At 41.2% G+C, this 19,846-nt stretch carries 17 protein-coding genes; 12 read left to right on the top strand and 5 right to left on the bottom strand.

Annotated features, from left to right (window positions below; translation table 11 throughout):
* The first annotated feature begins 10 nt into the window (after positions 1-10).
* A complete protein-coding gene (gene prfA, locus EFT72_RS11540; protein ID WP_124067069.1) occupies positions 11-1,084 on the top strand; it encodes a peptide chain release factor 1 in 1,074 nt (357 codons plus the stop codon).
* Positions 1,085-1,485: 401 nt separating this feature from the next.
* On the opposite strand, the gene EFT72_RS11535 is transcribed toward prfA, so the two are convergent.
* Both EFT72_RS11535 and EFT72_RS11530 read right to left on the bottom strand, forming a co-directional pair.
* Positions 1,486-2,163, bottom strand: a complete 678-nt coding sequence (locus EFT72_RS11535; protein WP_124067068.1) for a GntR family transcriptional regulator — start codon at positions 2,161-2,163, stop codon at positions 1,486-1,488.
* A gap of 84 nt (positions 2,164-2,247) precedes the next feature.
* Entirely contained in the window at positions 2,248-3,270 is a 1,023-nt protein-coding gene (locus tag EFT72_RS11530; RefSeq protein ID WP_124067067.1) for a zinc-binding alcohol dehydrogenase family protein, read from the bottom strand.
* Positions 3,271-3,810: 540 nt separating this feature from the next.
* Here EFT72_RS11530 and EFT72_RS11520 point away from each other — a divergent pair.
* On the top strand, positions 3,811-5,421 hold the full coding sequence (locus EFT72_RS11520) for a mannitol dehydrogenase family protein (protein ID WP_124067066.1): 1,611 nt from the start codon (positions 3,811-3,813) through the stop codon (positions 5,419-5,421).
* Between the two features lie 82 nt (positions 5,422-5,503).
* Here the strand turns inward: EFT72_RS11520 and EFT72_RS11515 are convergent, their stop codons facing one another.
* The gene (locus tag EFT72_RS11515; protein ID WP_124067065.1) at positions 5,504-6,778 is read right to left on the bottom strand and encodes an L-serine ammonia-lyase, iron-sulfur-dependent, subunit alpha; all 1,275 of its coding nucleotides are present in this window, start codon (positions 6,776-6,778) and stop codon (positions 5,504-5,506) included.
* A gap of 127 nt (positions 6,779-6,905) precedes the next feature.
* Here EFT72_RS11515 and EFT72_RS11510 point away from each other — a divergent pair, with 127 nt between their 5' ends.
* From EFT72_RS11510 to EFT72_RS11500, 3 genes are all read left to right on the top strand, one after another.
* Positions 6,906-7,814: a LysR family transcriptional regulator gene (locus EFT72_RS11510; RefSeq protein ID WP_124067064.1), complete on the top strand. Its 909-nt coding sequence runs from the start codon at positions 6,906-6,908 to the stop codon at positions 7,812-7,814.
* A gap of 97 nt (positions 7,815-7,911) precedes the next feature.
* A complete protein-coding gene (locus EFT72_RS11505) occupies positions 7,912-8,889 on the top strand; it encodes a Gfo/Idh/MocA family oxidoreductase (RefSeq protein WP_124067063.1) in 978 nt (325 codons plus the stop codon).
* Between the two features lie 19 nt (positions 8,890-8,908).
* Complete coding sequence (locus EFT72_RS11500; protein WP_124067062.1) at positions 8,909-10,228, top strand: MATE family efflux transporter; 1,320 nt, start codon at positions 8,909-8,911, stop codon at positions 10,226-10,228.
* Between the two features lie 14 nt (positions 10,229-10,242).
* Here EFT72_RS11500 and EFT72_RS11495 read toward each other — a convergent pair whose 3' ends face one another.
* The gene (locus EFT72_RS11495; RefSeq protein WP_124067061.1) at positions 10,243-10,791 is read right to left on the bottom strand and encodes a glucan-binding protein; all 549 of its coding nucleotides are present in this window, start codon (positions 10,789-10,791) and stop codon (positions 10,243-10,245) included.
* A 213-nt stretch (positions 10,792-11,004) separates the two neighbouring features.
* On the opposite strand from EFT72_RS11495, the gene clpB reads away from it, so the two are divergent.
* The 5 genes from clpB to EFT72_RS11470 all read left to right on the top strand — a co-directional run bounded on the left by clpB (position 11,005) and on the right by EFT72_RS11470 (position 16,799).
* Positions 11,005-13,593: an ATP-dependent chaperone ClpB gene (clpB, locus tag EFT72_RS11490; RefSeq protein WP_124067060.1), complete on the top strand. Its 2,589-nt coding sequence runs from the start codon at positions 11,005-11,007 to the stop codon at positions 13,591-13,593.
* A 157-nt stretch (positions 13,594-13,750) separates the two neighbouring features.
* Positions 13,751-14,365: an ECF transporter S component gene (locus EFT72_RS11485; RefSeq protein WP_124067059.1), complete on the top strand. Its 615-nt coding sequence runs from the start codon at positions 13,751-13,753 to the stop codon at positions 14,363-14,365.
* 15 nt (positions 14,366-14,380) lie between these two features.
* A complete protein-coding gene (locus tag EFT72_RS11480) occupies positions 14,381-15,157 on the top strand; it encodes an energy-coupling factor transporter transmembrane component T (protein WP_124067058.1) in 777 nt (258 codons plus the stop codon).
* Entirely contained in the window at positions 15,145-15,996 is an 852-nt protein-coding gene (locus tag EFT72_RS11475; protein WP_124067057.1) for an ATP-binding cassette domain-containing protein, read from the top strand. The genes EFT72_RS11480 and EFT72_RS11475 overlap by 13 nt, the downstream gene beginning before the upstream one ends.
* Complete coding sequence (locus tag EFT72_RS11470; RefSeq protein WP_124067056.1) at positions 15,993-16,799, top strand: ABC transporter ATP-binding protein; 807 nt, start codon at positions 15,993-15,995, stop codon at positions 16,797-16,799. Before EFT72_RS11475 ends, EFT72_RS11470 begins: the two co-directional genes overlap by 4 nt.
* An 83-nt stretch (positions 16,800-16,882) precedes the next feature.
* Here the strand turns inward: EFT72_RS11470 and EFT72_RS11465 are convergent, their stop codons facing one another.
* Positions 16,883-17,887, bottom strand: coding sequence for an asparaginase (locus tag EFT72_RS11465; protein ID WP_124067055.1), 1,005 nt, complete (start codon positions 17,885-17,887; stop codon positions 16,883-16,885).
* Positions 17,888-18,009: 122 nt separating this feature from the next.
* Between EFT72_RS11465 and EFT72_RS11460 the strand changes: the two genes are divergently transcribed.
* On the top strand, positions 18,010-18,189 hold the full coding sequence (locus EFT72_RS11460) for a DUF4250 domain-containing protein (protein WP_124067054.1): 180 nt from the start codon (positions 18,010-18,012) through the stop codon (positions 18,187-18,189).
* A 140-nt stretch (positions 18,190-18,329) separates the two neighbouring features.
* Entirely contained in the window at positions 18,330-19,841 is a 1,512-nt protein-coding gene (cls, locus tag EFT72_RS11455; protein WP_124067053.1) for a cardiolipin synthase, read from the top strand.
* Positions 19,842-19,846 lie beyond the last annotated feature (5 nt).

The raw sequence follows: 19,846 nt of genomic DNA, 5'->3' as shown, positions 1-19,846 counted from the left end.
GAGGCTACCAATGTTTGACCGATTGGATGATATATTAATTCATTATGAAGAACTTATGCAGGAACTTAATAACCCGTCTGTAGCAGAAGACCAGAATCGGTTTCGAAAGCTGATGAAGGAGCAGTCGGATCTTTCTGCACTCGTAGAAGTTTATTCACAGTATAAGAAAGAAAAACAGACCGTTGAAGACAGTCTGTTTTTGCTGGAAGAAGAAAATGACGAAGAAATGCGGGAGATGGCAAAGGAAGATTTATCCAATGCCAAAAAGCAGATTGAACAGCTAGAACAGGAGCTTAAGATTCTGCTGCTTCCAAAAGATCCCAATGACGATAAGAATATTCTATTAGAGATCCGTGCTGGTGCTGGTGGAGACGAGGCCGCATTATTTGCTTCAGAGCTCTATCGTATGTATGTAAATTACGCAGAATCCCAGCGATGGAAAGTAGAACTTATTAATGTCAATGAGAATGGAATCGGTGGTTTTAAGGAAGTAGTGGCAATGATCACAGGAAAAGGTGCTTATTCCAAGATGAAGTATGAAAGTGGGGTTCACCGGGTACAGCGAGTTCCAGAGACGGAGAGTGGAGGAAGAATTCACACCTCTACGGCAACCGTAGCCGTAATGCCAGAAGCAGAAGAGGTAGATGTGGTAATTGAAGACAAAGATATTAGAATTGACGTAATGCGTGCATCCGGGAATGGTGGGCAGTGTGTTAATACCACAGATTCTGCGGTACGACTCACTCATAATCCAACTGGAATTGTGATTTATAGTCAGACAGAAAAGTCCCAGTTGCAGAACAAAGAAAAAGCATTTCGACTTCTTCGTTCCAAACTTTATGATATGGAACTGGAAAAAAGGCAAAATTCTGAGTCAGAAGAAAGAAAAAGCCAGATCGGGACTGGAGACCGTTCCGAAAAGATCAGGACTTATAACTTCCCTCAGGGACGTGTGACAGATCATAGGATTAAATTGACTCTTTACAAAATTGATTCCATTATGAATGGAGATATCTATGAACTGCTAGATTCCTTGATTGCTGCCGATCAGGCACAAAAACTAGCAAAATTGAATGAAAATTAAAGATTTGATCGAATTAACTGAAAAAATTAAAATTTATGCACGTACTTGTAATATTTTAATAGTAGCTATAATATAATAAAAAGGGCAATCGCCACAGGGTGGTTGGCTAATTAAAAAGTAAAAAACCTTCCTGACCAGCCAAAGTACAGGGAAGGTTTTTTTCGTTTACTGACATATCCGAAAGATTAATGTCAGTAGTGCTAGAAGGAACATTCCAAAAGACATCATGTCTTTAAAGTCAAAATTCTTCATAAGCAACACCTCCATTCAAACAAGAACCGAGGCCAACTACCCTGTACACGATTGCCAGCAGTATGTATCTCTGCTAATATAAGTATATGTCCAGTTTTCCAATAATACGAATAACTTTCAAAAAAAACTGAAAAAATAACCATTAAATTTTAGTTAATAAAATAATCCGGGAACAAAGAAAGAAGTTCAGATTTCTCCATTTGGTGTCTGGTGAGGTGCCTTGTCATTAAAATTTCTGCCAGTTCACCATCTTTTCGCTCAATGGCATATAGAAGATTCTCGTGGTCCTCCACTGTTTTCGTTGGTTTGGCCGCTTTTAAAGAAAGGGCGCGCAGCCGGTCAAAGTGTACCATCTGGGAATGAATGATGTCATAGGTCTTTTTTTTGTTTGCGGATTCATAAATGAGTCTGTGAAAATCGTTATCTAACAATAGTAACTTTGGTAAATCATTATGCTCCAGACAGAATTTCTGCAGATTGACGTTTTCCTTTAACTGAATCAGATACTGCGGGTCAATGGTTTCACAGACTAGTTTTAACACTGCATTTTCCAAAACGACTCTCATAAACCGGGCTTCTTCAATTAAATCATAGTCAATCTTAGTGATATAGCTTCCTCTTTGAGGGAGAATTTTCACAAGCTCGGTTTTGCTAAGTTCAATCAGAGCTTCCCGAATGGGGGTTCTGGACAGGTTTAAAATGGTTGACAGTTCGTTTTCACTCACGGAACTACCGGGAATCAGTTCCAGATTAATAATATTATATAAAAGAACGCGGTACGCATAATTTCTTGCATTTTCAGATGGAGTACGATCTAGAATTTTCATAAAAACCTCACATAAAATAATTTCGGTAGTATACTAGTTAACCTTGTTAGTATACTACCGAATGATTCGATTATCTATAGTTTTTTATAAATCGAAGGTTAAAACAATTTTACGGATAGAAGGGTCGTGGCTGGTGACAAAGTCAAAGGCTTCTTGGGCTTGATCAAGGGGGAAGGTGTGGGAAATAGAATTTGAAAGATCCAGTTTACCCTCCTCGATTAATTCAATTGCCTTTCCAAACATTTTATTTTGAAGTCTGGAACCTTTGACATCAAGCTCTTTGGAAGTAATTAAGAACTGATTTACTACAGTATCGGAAGTTGAAAATCCCATGGTTATGACCCGTCCGGCATTTCCTGTTGCCTGCAGAAGTTGAATCAGTGAATCCTTTGTACAAGCCGCATCGATGGATACCGTAGATCCATGGCCATTGGTGTATTTTTTGATTTGTTCAACCAGATTCTCATTTGCTACGTTGATAACGTGAGTGGCTCCATTTTTCTTTGCGGTCTCCAGTTTTTCATCCACCACATCGGCTACGATAATGGTATCACAAAGCAACCGGGCAATTTTTAAAATAGAACTTCCCAAAGCACCGGATCCATAGATCAGCAGCATATCCTCTTTTTTTAACTCCGCTCTGGTGCAAGACTGGATTGCGATGGTTGTAGGTTCGATCATAACTGCATCGTTATCAGAAAGTGAATCTGGTAGAATATAGCAGTCGGATTCTGGAACGGCGATATATTCCCGGTATCCTCCGTCAATGTGGACTCCTCGAACTTTTAGATCATCGCAGACGTTTCCTCTTCCAATCTTGCAAGGATAGCAGGTTCCACAGCTTGTAACTTGATTGATAATCACTCGGTCCCCTGGTTTCAGTGTTTTCACATCTGGCCCTGTTTCTTCAATACGACCCACCATTTCGTGCCCGATGATTCGGGGGTAGGTGGCAGCGGCATTGCTTCCAGAGTAAATTCCAATATCTGAACCACAGATCCCTGCAGCGGTCATTTTAACAAGTACATTATTTTTCAAATCAATGGTTGGTTTCTCCATATCAATTACCTTTAATTTTCCTGGGTTGAGTATTTGTACAGCTTTCATATTTATTTCTTCCTTCCTTAAGTTGAATGTCGTTACAACTTGTATACAAGTATGGTGAACTGTTTTTGAACAAATGTCAAGTTTTTTTTGAAATTAATTCAAAATGCACAAAAATATTCAAAAAAAATTGTTAAAAATACATATTGCATCCAAATAAGATATATACTACCATACCAGTAGTGGAAAGTGTAGAGTAATAATACAGATATTTACGTGGGAATGGTATTTTAATACGGAAGGGGAGGATTGTACTTTTGGTAGGAACCTCTATGGATGTTACCCCTATAATGATAGTAACGTCTGTACTGCTTCCGCCAGTCGGCACTGTTTTAAATGTTGCCTGCAGTTGTATTCCATCGTTGGTATTGGTATCAACAGCATTTTTCTTGGGAAATTAGTTTGAAGCATATAAAGACTTTGATGAGGACAAACTATTTCATAACACCAAGATGAATTCCATTTGCACATGTAAGAAATTTAAAGTATAATAGTGACAAAGATTTTGAAAAAGCAAAATTAAAATAAGGAGATCAAACACATATGAAACTAACGATAGAAGGATTAAAAGACAGAAAAGCATGGGAAGAGGCAGGAATCAAACTCCCATCCTATGATATATCAAAAGTTGCAGAAGACAGCCGCAAAGATCCAGCATGGGTTCATTTTGGAGCTGGTAATATCTTCCGTATCTTTATTGGTGGGATTGCCGATGCACTGATTGAATCGGGAGAAAGCACGAAGGGAATTTCTTGTGTGGAAACCTTTGACTTTGATGTAGTTGATAAAATTTATGATCCTTACGATAACCTGGTTCTTGCAGTTACCTTAAATGCAGATGGATCCACTGACAAAAAGGTCATCGGTTCCTTAACAGAAGCGATTAAGGCACAGTCTTCTGTAGAGGAAGCATGGAATAGATTAAAAGAAATCTTTGTAAATTCGGATCTGCAGATTGTATCTTTTACCATTACAGAAAAAGGATATGCATTAAAGAGCGCAGATGGAAACTACTTCCCATTTATTCAGGCAGACATTGACAATGGTCCTGAAAAGGCAGTTTCTGCTATGGCAGTTGTATGTGCCCTGTTGAATGAACGTTTTAAAGCAGGTGGAGCACCACTTGCAGTGGTTTCTATGGACAACTGTTCACATAATGGAGAAAAGCTCAACAATTCGATTGTAACGTTTGCAGAAGAGTGGCAGAAGAAAGGAATGGTAGATCCTTTATTTGTTGCATATTTAAAAGATGAATCAAAGATTTCCTTCCCTTGGTCCATGATTGATAAGATTACACCACGTCCGGCTGATTCTGTTTATGAAGAACTAAAAAAAGCAGGAGTGGAAGATATGGCTCCTGTCATTACATCAAAAAGAACTTATATTGCACCGTTTGTGAATGCAGAGGGACCACAGTATCTGGTAATTGAGGATCGATTCCCCAATGGCAGACCAGCACTTGAAAAAGCTGGTGTATATTTAACAGACCGGGATACCGTGAATAAAGTAGAGAGAATGAAGGTTACAACCTGTCTCAATCCGCTGCATACTGCGCTGGCGGTTTATGGCTGTGTACTTGGGTACACCCTGATTGCAGATGAGATGAAAGATCCAGAACTTAAGGAATTGGTTCATCAAATTGGACCTGTAGAAGGAATGCCAGTTGTTACGGATCCCGGAATCCTTTCTCCTATGGAATTTGTAGATGAAGTGATTCGTGTTCGAATTCCAAACCCATTTATGCCAGATGCACCTCAGAGAATTGCAACTGATACTTCTCAAAAAGTAGGAATTCGTTACGGGGAGACCATTAAGGCTTACGTGGAAAAATATGGCGATGCAAAGAAACTGAAAGCTATTCCTCTTGCCATTGCTGGCTGGTGCAGATATTTGCTTGCGGTTGATGATGAGGGCAATGCGTTTGAACTCTCCGCGGATCCTATGATTCCTGAATTGACAGACAAGCTAAAAGGGATCTTAGTTGGAAAACCAGAGACGTATCATGGTCAGCTCAAAGAGATTCTTTCCAATGAAAATATATTTGGAATCGATCTTTACAAAGCTGGAATCGGGGAAATGATTGAAGAACTGTTCTGTGCACAGATTAAGGGCGCTGGAGCCGTAAGACAAACTCTGAAAAAAGAACTTTACTAATTACAATAAAAAAAGTGCTGGGAACCTCTTAGGATCAGTTGGTTCCCAGCACTTTTTGCTTTTCTATAATCGGAAAAGAGTTTTAGTTTTCTGTCATTATCTTTATAATTTCTTTGTTGGTTTCCTGCATTCCTAGTTTGCCGAGACGACCTACATTCTTTATTGTGGCTTCCACCCCTTTTTTTACAATTCCATCTCCATCGAGAAATTGTTGACCCTGCTGAAACATGCGGTACCCAAAGATCCCAGCTTCCACAGAAGAAGCAATCTTTGCAGCGCATGATGATTTGGCACCGTCACATACAATGCCTGAGACAATGGCAAGTGCATTGACAATGGTATGGATCACATCCTCATAAGTACCACCACAAAGATAAGCAATCCCAGCGCCAGCGCCAGCCCCTGCACTGACTGCACCACAATAAGCGGATAATCTACCTATGGGAGTTTTTTGATGGATGGCAGTTAAGTTAGAAAGTGCCAGTGCCCGGTAGATCCGTTCTTCGTCTGCATTTTGATCCTTTGCATAGACCAGTATAGGAACAGAAACCGTAATGCCCTGATTTCCACTGCCTGAATTGATAATAACCGGAAGTTCACATCCGTTCATACGGGCATCCGAACCAGCCGCCGCCATGGCTTTGGCCTTTTTGCATACATCCTCATGGGCATCCATCAGGAGTACCTTACCGATGTTGGCCCCATAGTTATTTCTTAATCCCTCTTCTGCGATGGCCCAGTTATAGTAAATCTGCCGGTCAAGAATTTCCTTTATATCCCCGATGTCGACGGAATGAATAAAATCCCAGATGTCTTCCATGTTAAGTAGATTCCGGTCCGTGAGTCCGTCTGACTTCTCTGTCAGTTCCTGTTTAAGGAGGGGCTTTCCGTCCTTTTCAATAAGAACTATATGAGTGTGGTGATTGGAAATCCGAACTCTGCTTGTTTTAATTCCCTTTAAGAGAGTGATGAGAATATCAAAGTCCGCGCCCTCTTCTAGATGCTCCACGGTCATCTCCGCTTGTTCCAGGTATTGTTTTATGGCATTTATCTGGTGTTGAGACACCTTTGCAATGACTTCCAGTTTTTTATCTGGGTCTCCTGCCACAATCCCGGCCGCTGCAGCCGCTTTTAAACCTTTTAAGTGTCCAGTATTCGGGACAATGACCGATTTAACATTTTTTAAGATGCTTCCGCTTACTTTGATCTCCACTCGATCCGGAATCTCACCTAGTACCTTTCTGGCGGTTGCAGCGGCATAGGCCAGTGAGATTGGCTCGGTGCAGCCCATTGCTGGCAAAAGTTCTTCTTTTAAGATCTGAATATATGCACTATATTTTTTATTTGACTGATTCATTTAGGATCAACCGCCTTTCAAGTCTTGTACTCTACGTGAAATTAATGTATCATAAAAGTACACATATGTAAAATTTAATGTTTTTATAAATATGTTTAAAAATTTTAAACTGTAGAAGGAGGAGAAGATGGAACTAAGGGAGATTCGGACATTTTTAGAAGTAGCCAATCACAATAGTTTTAGCAAGGCAGCAAAAAAGCTAGGATATTCCCAGGCGGCAGTAACCATTCAGATCAAACAGTTAGAGAATGAGTTGATGGTTCATTTATTTGACCGGCTTGGAAAGCAGACAACTCTGACACACGAAGGAGAGGTCTTTTACCCGTATGCGAAAGATGTTATGAAAAGTCTAGCTTCTGCTAAGAGCCTGTTAAGTCAGCCAGAAGAACTTTCTGGAAGTCTGCTGATTGGAACCATTGAGTCTGTTTGCTCCACTTTGTTTCCATCTCTGATTCTGGAATACCATCGCCGCCATCCAAACGTAAATGTGAAATTGATCATTGATTCTCCCGGAACTCTTTTGTCCCAGATGAACAGCAATGCCATTGACCTTGTTTATTTTCTGGACAAACAGGTCTTTGATGTAAAATGGGTTAAAGTGATGGAAAAACCCGAAGATATTATATTTGCCGCATCCAGAAAACATAGGTTGGCTGGAGAGATTGATTTAGAAGTGGATCAAGTGATTAGAGAACCTATGATCCTTACGGAAAAAGATGCCAGTTACCGGCTATTGTTAGAACAGTTCCTGGCGGAACAAGGGAAAGAAGTTCGTCCCTATTTAGAGATTGGGAGCACAGAGTTTATCGTCAAGCTTCTAAGACAGAATGCTGGAATTTCTTTGTTGCCTGAATTTGCCATACGAAAAGAGATGGAAGAGGGGAGACTGGTAAAACTTCAGATGAAGGATTTTCACTTGCAGACTTTTAGGCAGATTGTGTACCATAAGGACAAATGGATTAGCAGAGAAATGCGGTCTTTTCTTGAACTGGTGGAGGAAATGGAAGGTACCAAGCAAGCTCAAATGACCACATAACCTTATATCCCAAAAGAAACATTGTACCGGTTGTATGGTTATGCTATACTGGGGAAACAGACGAAATGTAGGTTGCTATTATGGAGGAGGTCAAATCATGGAGATTTTAAATGTTGGAATTATGGGAACTGGAAATATTGCATCGGTATTAGCAGATACGATGTCTCATATGCCACAGGTTTGTTTATATGGAGCGGCTTCTAGGGATAAAGCCAAGGCAAAGTTATTTGCCGATCGTCATTCCGTTAAGAATGCTTACGGTTCTTACGAAGAATTGGTCAAGGATCCGGAGATTTCACTTATTTACATCGCCACGCCCCATTCGGAGCATTACAATAATGCCAAGCTTTGTCTGGAACATGGAAAGCACGTGCTGTGTGAGAAGGCATTTGCTGTCAATGCCATTCAGGCAGAAGAGATGATCCAGCTGGCACAGAAGAAGAACCGATTGATCACAGAAGCGATGTGGGTCCGTTATATGCCCATGGTGGAAACGTTAAAAAAGGTTCTTGATTCTGGTAGTATAGGGGAACCGATGACATTGACTGCTAACCTTTGCTATCTGGTGTCCCATTTACCCAGGTTGACGAAACCAGAACTGGCCGGGGGTGCACTTCTTGATGTGGGAGTCTATACGTTAAACTTTGCCTCCTTGGTTTTCGGAGATGAGATTTTAGATATCACCTCAAGTGTGATCAAAACAGAGACTGGTGTGGATGCACAAAATAGTATGACCCTTACGTATCCGGGAGGGAAAATGGCGGTTTTAAACAGTTCGATTCAAGCACTATCGGACCGCAAGGGGATCGTTTACGGAACAAAAGGATTTTTGGTTGTTGAAAACATTAATAACTTTGAATCCATTAAAGTATATAATACAGACAGAAAATTAGTGGACAGCTATATAAGACCGGAACAAATCTCTGGTTATGAGTATCAGATTGAGGCAAGTTATGAGGCAATTCTTAATAATTGGAATGAATGTCCGCAGATGCCGCATAAAACCACACTGGATATTATGAAAGTAATGGATTCGTTGAGAAAGACGTGGGGGATTTCTTATCCCTTTGAATAATACGAATGAGGAAAGATAAATGTTTACGAGAAAAGATATGATAAAACTACTTGCTCCTTTAATCGTTGAGCAGGTATTAGCAGTACTGGTTGGCATGGTTGATGTCATGATGGTGGCAGCTGTTGGAGAGGCAGCAGTCTCGGGGGTTTCCCTTGTGGATTCTATCAGCATTTTAATCATTCAAATCTTAGCAGCCCTTGCTACAGGAGGTGCGGTTATCTCTGCCCAGTATCTAGGGAAAAAGCAGTCAGAGAATGCCTGTAAGGCTGCTGGACAGCTGATTGGAGTAACCACGGTATTATCGTTGTTGGTATCCATGGTGGCACTCATTGGAAATCGTTTTTTACTAGGTGCAATATTTGGTAAAGTAGATGCAGATGTGATGAAGGATGCGGTAATCTACTTTCAGATTACTGCCTTGTCTTATCCATTCTTAGCCGTTTATAATTCTTGTGCCGCACTATTTCGTTCCATGGGCAATTCCAAAGTATCTATGATGGTTTCCCTTGTGATGAATACGGTGAACATTGTAGGAAATGCCATTTGCGTATTTGGTCTTCATATGGGAGTCACTGGAGTTGCATATCCCACGTTATTAAGCCGTATGCTTGCGGCACTCATGATGTTTTATTTGATACAGAATCCACAAAATACAGTAAGGATTAAGCGGCTTGATGAGTTGAAACCAGATATTAAAATGATTCGTAATATTTTGTTGGTTGGGATTCCCAATGGACTGGAGAGTGGAATGTTTCAATTTGGTAAGATTGCACTTCAAAGTCTGGTCTCTTCCTTAGGAACAGCTGCGATAGCCAGCTATGCAGTAGCCTCTAATCTAGTTACATTGCTGTATCTGCCTGGGAATGCCATTGGCTTGGGGTTAATTACCATCGTGGGACAGTGTATTGGGGCAGGAGAGAAGAAACAAGCAAAACGCTACACCAGGCAGTTGGTATTTCTTAATTACGGAGTATTGCTTGTGCTTTGTACGGCAATGATAGCTTTTTCTGGACAACTTGTATCTATTTATCACCTTTCCAAAGAAGCATCGGAGATTTCGACTCAAATGATTGTTGCTCACAGCTATGCCATGATCATCTGGCCTCTGTCATTTACCATACCGTACACGCTAAGAGCCTCTATGGATGCTAAATTTACCATGTTTGTATCTGTTTTTTCCATGTGGCTGTTCCGGATTGCCTTTGCTTATTTCTTTGTAAAGATTCTTAATGTAGGTGTTATGGGAGTATGGTACGGAATGTTTATTGATTGGTTTTTCAGAGGTGTAGTATTTGCGTTTCGTTTTCATGGAATTGAAAAAAGGGCAGTGTCCGTTTAAAACGGCACTGTCCTTTATCGTTCTTCGTTCATAATTCCGTTGGGATCGACATAGGAACCGTCGATGACTGTATTCGTTGCCATAAGCCCCAATACTCCATCTGAACTTTGATTAAAATAATACCAGAATCCTTCAATCTTGTGCCATCCAGTTATCATAATCCCCAAATCATTGGTATAGAACCAACCATTATAATTCGGATCAAAGATCCATCCCTTTTCCATCGCACCTTCCGTCTTTCCGGTGTCTTTATTAAAATAATACCAGTGCCCCTGGTAGGTATCCCAACCAGTTGCTAAATATCCATTCTGCATAAAATAGTAGGAATATCCTTCATATTCCGCCCATTGACCTGCAGGATAGGAGGCATTATATTGATTAAAGAAACGCCATCCAACGGCATCCCTTGTCCAAGTACCAGAGAGATAGATGGATTCTTCGATTGTATGTGCGTAGCTTGTTATCCCAAATGTGCTAAGGGGCGTCATAAGCACGGACAAGAATAAAATTCCAGCCCGAAAACGGAGTGAATTAAGACGAAGAAGTTTGAATTTAATATGCAAAACGAGTGTCTCCTTTCGTGAACCATTTGGTTGGTTCGATTATAAGGGATCTGAGTGAAAAATACAATGTGCGAAAGAAAACTGTAAGAAATAAGATTCCATTATGAATGGATAATTTGATCTTGACAGACAAAGAAGCATCTGTTATATTACATATAGAACAATGCAACGAAGAGATGTATGTCTAGAGTTGGATTAAAGGAGGGATTAACCGTGAACATTAATAAATTTACACAAAAATCCATGGAAGCCGTGAATCAGTGTGAAAAACTAGCTTACGAGTATGGAAATCAGCAGATCGAACAGGAGCATATGCTTTATAGTCTTATTACCTTAGAGGACAGCCTTATTTTAAAGTTAATTACGAAAATGAAGATTCAAAAAGAATTGTTTGTCAATGAAGTATCTCAGGCAATTGAGAGACTCCCCAAAGTAAGCGGTGGGAAGCTATATATCAGTCAGGATTTAAATAAGGTGTTAATCAGTGCCGAGGACGAGGCAAAACGTATGGGAGATGAATATGTATCCGTTGAACATCTTTTTCTTGCCATGCTAAAGCAGCCCTCGAGGGAAGTCAAGGAGTTGTTTAAAAAATTTGCTATCAATAAAGAGAACTTTTTAACGGCATTGTCCACGGTCCGTGGGAATCAGCGCGTGGTAAATGATAATCCAGAAGCAACTTACGATACCTTGAATAAATATGGATACGATATGGTGGAACGTGCCAGAGAGCAGAAGCTTGACCCCGTCATCGGAAGAGATAGTGAGATCCGTAATGTGATCCGGATTCTTTCTAGAAAAACAAAGAATAACCCGGTGTTAATCGGAGAACCTGGAGTAGGGAAAACTGCTGTGGTGGAAGGACTGGCACAAAGAATTGTACGGGGAGACGTTCCAGATGGATTAAAAGACAAGAAACTATTCGCACTGGATATGGGAGCATTATTAGCCGGTGCCAAGTACCGAGGAGAATTTGAAGAACGACTGAAAGCAGTTCTTGATGAAGTGAGAAAAAGTGATGGGGAGATTATTCTTTTTATAGATGAACTTCATACCATTGTAGGTGCCGGAAAGACAGAAGGATCCATGGATGCAGGAAATATGCTAAAACCCATGCTTGCGAGGGGGGAACTCCACTGCATCGGGGCAACCACGTTAGATGAATACAGGCAGTACATTGAAAAAGATCAAGCACTTGAGCGAAGATTTCAGCCGGTTATGGTTCAGGAACCAACGGTGGAAGATACCATATCCATATTAAGGGGAATCAAAGAACGGTATGAAGTTTATCATGGAGTCAAGATTACGGATTCCGCATTGGTTTCTGCGGCGATGTTATCGGATCGCTATATCAGCGACCGCTTCCTTCCAGATAAAGCGATTGATCTGGTGGATGAAGCCTGCGCTATGATTAAAACCGAGCTGGATTCCATGCCTGCGGAGCTAGATGAATTGTCAAGAAAGATCATGCAGATGGAGATCGAAGAGGCGGCACTGAAAAAAGAGACGGATCACTTAAGCAAGGAACGGCTGTTGGAATTGCAAAAAGAACTGGCGGAACTGCACGATGTATTTGCTTCAAAAAAAGTTCAGTGGGACAATGAAAAGGAATCGGTAGATCGGCTGTCATCGTTAAGAGAAGAGATCGAGAGTCTCAATCGGGACATTCAGGATGCCAAACAAAAATACGATCTAAATCTTGCTGCAGAATTGCAATACGGAAAATTGCCAGTGCTTTTAAAAGAACTAGAGCAGGAAGAAGAACGAGTAAAGAATCAGGATTTAAGTTTGGTACGGGAAAGCGTAACCGAAGAAGAAATCTCAAGGATTGTATCCAAATGGACGGGGATCCCGGTTGCTAGGCTAACCGAAAGTGAACGGAACAAAACCCTTCATCTGGATGAAGAACTCCATAAAAGAATCATTGGTCAGGAAGAAGCGGTGACTAAAGTGACCGAGGCCATTATTCGCTCCAAGGCTGGAATTAAGGATCCATCCAAACCCATCGGTTCTTTCCTTTTTTTAGGACCAACTGGTGTCGGAAAGACAGAGCTCGCTAAAACACTTGCAGAGAATTTGTTTGATGATGAGAATAACATTGTAAGAATTGATATGAGCGAATATATGGAGAAACATTCCGTTTCCCGGTTAATCGGGGCACCTCCTGGATACGTGGGATATGGAGAGGGTGGACAGTTAACGGAGGCAGTTCGGAGAAAACCTTATTCCGTTGTGCTTTTTGATGAGGTAGAAAAGGCGCACAGCGATGTATTCCATGTTCTGCTTCAAGTGCTTGACGACGGACGAATCACCGATTCTATGGGAAAAACGGTGGATTTCAAGAACACGATTATCATTATGACCTCCAACATCGGTTCTCAGTATCTGCTTACGGGGATTGATGATAAGGGTATGATAAAAGAGGAAGCAAGTACCATGGTAATGAACGAATTAAGGGCTCATTTTCGTCCGGAGTTCCTAAATCGGCTAGATGAAATCATTCTGTTTAAACCACTAGAGAAGAATCATATCGCCGGTATCATTGATCTTTTGATTCAGGATTTGAACAGACGAATGGAAGATCGTGAGATTAAAATTGAACTAACCGATCAGGCGAAGGAATTTGCGGTAGAAAGAGGATACGATCCTGTTTACGGGGCCCGCCCCTTGAAGCGATTTTTACAAAAACACGTAGAGACGCTGGCAGCCAGGATACTTTTGGGAAATGAGATCCATCCGGGGAATAAAATTGTGATTGATTGTTCAGAAGATAGGGAAAAACTGATTGCAGATCTAGAATAGGCAACCGGGGGAGAAGGAATCAGATCTCTTTCTTCCCCGGATTTTTCTATGCTTTCCAAACCTTATGTAAGATTACTCAAGAGGAAATTATAAAATTCAGGAAAGTGCGGCAATAGCAATTTTGGAAGAAAATTAGCAAAAATAGGAGAATGAGAATATGAAAGGAAAGCATGATAATAACCAATGGTCCTTGAAATTTAATACAGCTTCATTGGTACTGATTCCGGCTGCGGTTGGGATTAATTATATTGGGAAGCTGTTTGCCGGTGTTCTAAAACTTCCGCTCTGGCTGGATTCCATTGGGACCTGTCTGGCGGCTTGTCTGGCAGGTCCCTTAGTAGGCGCCATAGCAGGGGTGGCCAATAACATCATTTATGGTCTGACCATGGATCCGATTTCCACTGTTTATGCATTATCACAGGCAGCAATTGGAATTGTGGTAGGCCTGATGGCGTATTATGGAAAAATGGAAAGCTTAAGAAATATCATACTGACTGGCATTCTGACCGGTATTGCTGCGGTCTTAGTATCCACTCCGTTAAACATTATATTTTGGGGCGGTACGACAGGAAACTTATGGGGTGATTTAGTCTATGCCGGAGCACTTTCTCAGAAGCTGCCTGTCTGGGTCGCCTCCTCACTAGATGAAATTGTGGTGGACGTTCCCGATAAATTAGTTGTACTTATTCTGGCCGCCGGCCTTTATAAAGGACTTCCCAAGAGTCTTTTGTCTCTGTATCAGAGCAACAGTAAGATTGAAAATCTGGATTAAGGAGGGGTTAAAAAGATGAAAAGCATCAGCTTATATGAAGACAAACATTCTTTTCTCAACAGACTTCTGCCGGAAAGCAAGCTTTTGTATGTTCTGGCGGCGATCATAATTCCGGTATTCGTAAACGTTCCATTCCTTGGAGTGGCTTTTATCGTAATTAGCTCCATTTTGCTTTTACAGTCAGGAGTATTTCGTAAGACCTTTTCCATTATGGGAATATCCAGCTTTGTCATACTGACAGTCTTGATCATTCAGGGGCAGTTCCATGCAGGAAATATGACTCCGGTGCTGCAGCTTGGTCCAGCCGTCTTTTATAAAGAAGGTCTTCTGTTTGCACTTAAAATTGCTATAAATGTTTTAAATATAATACTTAGCTTCTGTGTATTGATCTTGACCACAAAACCATCTGATCTGATTGAAAATTTTGTACGCAGAGGATTTTCACCCCGATTCGGTTATGTATTCATATCCTTGTTCCAGCTGATACCGCAGATGACAGATAAAATAGCCACCATAACCGATGCCCAGAGAAGCCGCGGAATGGAGACTGAAGGAAATATTCTGGTTCGGATGAAAGCTTTTCTGCCATTGATTTCACCGGTGATCATGAGCTCCTTTATTGACACCAAAGAGCGAGCTCTGGCACTTGAGGTCCGCGGTTTCAACGCCCGGAATAAAAAGACATTTCTGAATGAAAAGCGGACAACCGTTTTGGATCAAATCATTCAAGGGGTACTGGTGATCAGCATAATACTTCCAATGATCGGAAGGATATTACAATGGCTAAGATAACGATAGAAAATTTAAAGTACCGGTATCCACATACGGAAAAACTGGCACTGGATGGTATTTTTGGAGAAATCGAGCCTGGTGAATTTATCGGGATCATCGGCCCAAACGGTTCCGGTAAAAGTACTCTTTGTCAGGCGCTGACAGGGCTGGTACCAAGCTTCTACCGGGGGGCTTATGGCGGAAAGGTTCTGATCGACGGATTGGAAGTAAGAAATGTAGAAATAGATGATCTGTCAAAAAAAGTCGGTATTGTATTTCAGAATCCTTTTAACCAGGTAACAGGCGCAAAACTGACCGTATACGAAGAAATTGCATTTGGTCTGGAGAATTTTGGAGTGCCAAGAGAAGAAATGAAACGGAGAATCGATGAAAGCATGGAACTGTTTGATATCACCAGATATAAGGACAGAGGTCCCTTTGATCTGTCAGGCGGTCAGATGCAGAGAATGGCAATTGCCTGTATGATTGCCATGGAACCAGAAGTAATTATTCTAGATGAGCCGACCTCCCAGCTGGACCCACAGGGCAGTGAAGAAGTCTTTCAGGCAGTGGGGACTTTGAGCAAGCGTGGAATCACAGTAATTATGGTGGAACATAAAATCGAGAAAATTGCGGCCTACAGCGACCGGATCATGCTGCTTGATGATGGAAAGCTGGTGGCGTTTGACACTCCACAGAAAATCTTCTCTCGGGATGATCTGGATCAGCATGGAGGTGCGGCTCCTGTTTTTACAAAAATCTGCCGGCAACTTAATTTAAAAATTCCGGGTACCCAATATTATCCGGTAACCTTAGAAGAGGCAAAAGGATTATTGGATCAAAGACAGGAGGTTAAATGAATTCATTAGAAGTCAAAAATCTTCATTTTTCCTATACGGAGAAGGAAGAAATATTAAAAGGACTGAGCATGGTGATAGATGAACGTCCCACTGCAATCATTGGACAGAACGGAGCAGGTAAAACAACGTTTGTCAAGTTACTTAAGGGACTTCTTAAACCTGCTTCTGGACAGATCCTGTTTAAAGGAAAAGATCTGTCCCAGATGACAGTTGCAGCACTGGCAAAGGATATTGGTTTGATATTTCAGAATCCAGACGACCAGATTTTCAAAAATACGGTGTTGGACGAAGTCATGTTCGGTCCTTTGCAGCTTGGACTGGTTGAAAAATCAGCGGAAGAGTCCGCCAGGAAAGCACTGGGTATGGTAGGTCTGTCCGGTATTGGGCAGATGAATCCTTATGATCTAGGATTGTCGGACCGTAAGCTGATTTCCATCGCTGCCATCTTGGCTATGGACACTCAGGTAGTAATCTTTGATGAACCTACCATTGCCCAGGACTATCAGGGAAAGGAACGAATCAAACGAATCATTAGGGAACTGAAAAAAAGAAATAAAATTGTGATTTCCATTCTTCACGATATGGACTTTGTAGCCGAGACCTTTGAACGAGCCATTGTTTTTTCAAATGGTAAGATTCTTCTGGACGGGGATATGAAAACTGTATTTGGAGAAAAGGAGATTCTTAGGCAGGCATGTCTGGAGCAGCCCAATACGACGAAGCTGTGTCATTCCCTTGGCTATAAGGAAGTATTTTTGACACTGGACGAGTTTGTTTTATGGAAGCAAAAGGGAAAAAGTTGATAACCGCAGACCACTGGGAGATGGTAACCCGGGAAGATACTTTGCATGTTCCACAGCAGTATGATTGGGTTGAAGTGATTTTTTTATGCTTTCCAGAGAATATCCCGGTTCATGGTGCGATAGAACAACTCTTTGACGGTTTCCGGGTCTTTGGTTTGACCAAGAATCCACATAAGTTTTGTGACAGTTGCCTCTAATGTCATATCATACGCTTCTAAAAGACCAAATTCCTCTTTGATGAAATGTCCTACTTCATAGACGGACATATTGCTCCCTTCGTTGGTAACCTGGGTCGTCATGACGACGGTTTTTCCAAGGGAGATCCATGTTTTTATGGCTTTGTAAAAGTCACCGGTATCATAGGAAGGAAGTCCGCCGACTCCAAACGATTCGATTATGACAGCATCATAATGCTCTGCCATGTAATCAAGGGCTGAAGCTCCCATAGATGGGATCAGTTTGATCAATGCTACGTTAGGATTTAACTTGTGGTAAAAGGTGAGTGGATCCAAACAGGAGTCTTTGTCATCTACATAAAATATGACCTGTCCATCTTGTATGGAGGCAATGTAGGGGAAATTTATACTGGAAAAAGCATTATAGCTTTTGGTTCTTTCCTTTTTTCCACGGGTTCCGGCAATGACTTTCCCGTCAAAGACAATGGTAACTCCATGGGATCTGTCATCACTTGCAAAACGCAGGCTGTCGGACAAATTAGTCCGGGCATCGGTGTTTTCCATGTCAATGGGACGCTGGGCACCTGTGATTACGATAGGCTTTTTTGAATTTTGTATCAGATAGGAGATAGCGGCGGCAGTGTATGCCATGGTATCTGTGCCGTGGCAGACCACAAAGCCATCGTAAGCGTTATAATGATTGATAATCGCTTCCGCAATGGTGATCCAATGCTTTGGCTGCATATTGGTGCTGTCTATATTGAGAATCTGCAGACTATGTACCTCACAGAATGTGGAGGTATCCGGAACATAGGAGAGAAGTTCCGTTGAAGTAAGAAGCGGTTTTAAACCAGAATCACTTCGTTTGCATGCTATGGTGCCTCCAGTTCCCAACATCAGTAATTTTTTCATAGAAGTACCTCCTGAAAGTTTCTGAACCTGATTGTAGCACTTCTTTCTGGATTCGTACAGGACTTTATTGTAAAGCGGTTACACTTATGGTAGAATGAGGAATAAAAACGGGAGATAGGACAATGCCTAATATACCAAAAGATCCAGTCATGCTGTTAAGTTACATCAATACCCAGTTAAGGGATTTTTACCCCTCACTGAAAGAATGTTGTCAAAGTCTTTTAATCAGTGAAGAAACCATTCTATCCTCTCTGGCTGCCATTGACTATCACTATGACGATGAGAAAAATCGATTCCTATAAGAACTGGTTTATGGGACTTTAAAGGGTCGTCGCATTTGCGGGGCTCTTTTTTGAATAAATTAGGGCCTGTTATTGGGAATGAAAGCCTAGGTTATTGGGTAATGTTATATAGAATTATGGAGCAATAAGGAGGGGAGAATATGCAGGAAATCTTGAATCAAACAGCAAGTGTATGGAAATGGATGATGGATCATTTGATCTATATTAATTTAATGCTTTCCATAATCATTGTTTTTTTTCAACGCAGGGATCCAAAGGCGGTCTGGACTTGGCTGCTTGCCTTGTATTTCATACCAGTTTTCGGATTTTTTTTCTATCTCATACTGGGGCAGGATATGAGAAAAGGAAAAATGTTCCGGATTAAGGAAGTGGAAGATCGAATGCGTTATTCTGCAAAGAGTCAAGAAGAATTTTTAAAGAATCATGGAATTAGTCTGGCTCCTTCCCTTTCTCGGGATTACAACGATTTGGTGGTATACAATTTAGAAACGTCCGGAGCTGTTTTAACTGTGGATAATACCGTCGCCATCTTCACCGATGGAGAGAAGAAGTTTGAAGATCTTAGGCAGGAACTAAAAAAAGCAGCCCAGTTTATTCATCTTCAGTATTATATTATAAAAGATGATGAATTGTTTGATTCAATGATACCAATCCTCGTGGAACGGGCAAAAAAAGGTGTTGAAGTCCGCATTCTCTGCGATGGCATGGGGGGCAGGTTTATGCCAAAATCCAAATGGAATAAATTAAAAGAGAGCGGAGTCAAAGTTGGGATCTTTTTCCCACCGATTCTTGGAAGACTTCAACTTCGCGTCAACTATAGAAATCATAGGAAGATTGTAGTCATTGATAATCGGGTGGGATATGTAGGTGGATTTAATATCGGCAGGGAATATATCTCAAAGGACCCTAAATTTGGGTACTGGAGAGATACTCATTTAAAGCTGCAGGGAGGATCCGTTTTAAGTCTTCAGATCCGTTTTGCCCTAGATTGGAACTACGCGGCAGGAGAGAATCTGTTTAAAAGTATGAAATATTTCTGCGAAGGGGATGACTTGTCCTGTCTCGATACCTTTGGGATGGGAAAGGTGAATGAAGAAGAAAAACAGCTTGGAATCCAGATCATTGCAAGTGGTCCTGACGCAAGCAGCCGCCACATTCGAGATAATTACATTCGCCTTTTTTCCAAAGCCAAGGATCACATCTACATTCAGACCCCCTATTTTGTGCCTGACGATGCAGTGCTTACTGCTTTAAAAGTAGCGGCCAGATCTGGTGTGGATGTTCGTTTGATGATTCCATGTAAACCAGATCATCCATTTGTATACTGGGCCTCCTATTCCTATGTGGGAGATCTTTTGTCAGCAGGGGGACGTTGTTATACCTATGAGAATGGTTTTTTACATGCAAAAGGGGTTATGACCGATGGAAAAGTTTGTTCATATGGTACTGCAAACATGGATATCCGCAGCTTTGAACTAAACTTTGAAGTCAATGCAGTCATCTATGATGAAGAGACGACTAAGGAGCTTGAGGCAGCATTTAGGGAAGATTTAAAGGAATCAAAAGAGATAACACCAGAACTTTATGAGGCTAGAAATATCTTCATCCGGGTTAAGGAACAGGGCAGCAGACTTTTGTCTCCACTTTTATAGAATTC

The organism is Clostridium sp. E02 (assembly GCF_003833015.1).
Classification (GTDB): Bacteria; Bacillota; Clostridia; order Lachnospirales; family Lachnospiraceae; genus Lacrimispora.
This window is presented reverse-complemented; position numbering and strand designations above follow the sequence as displayed.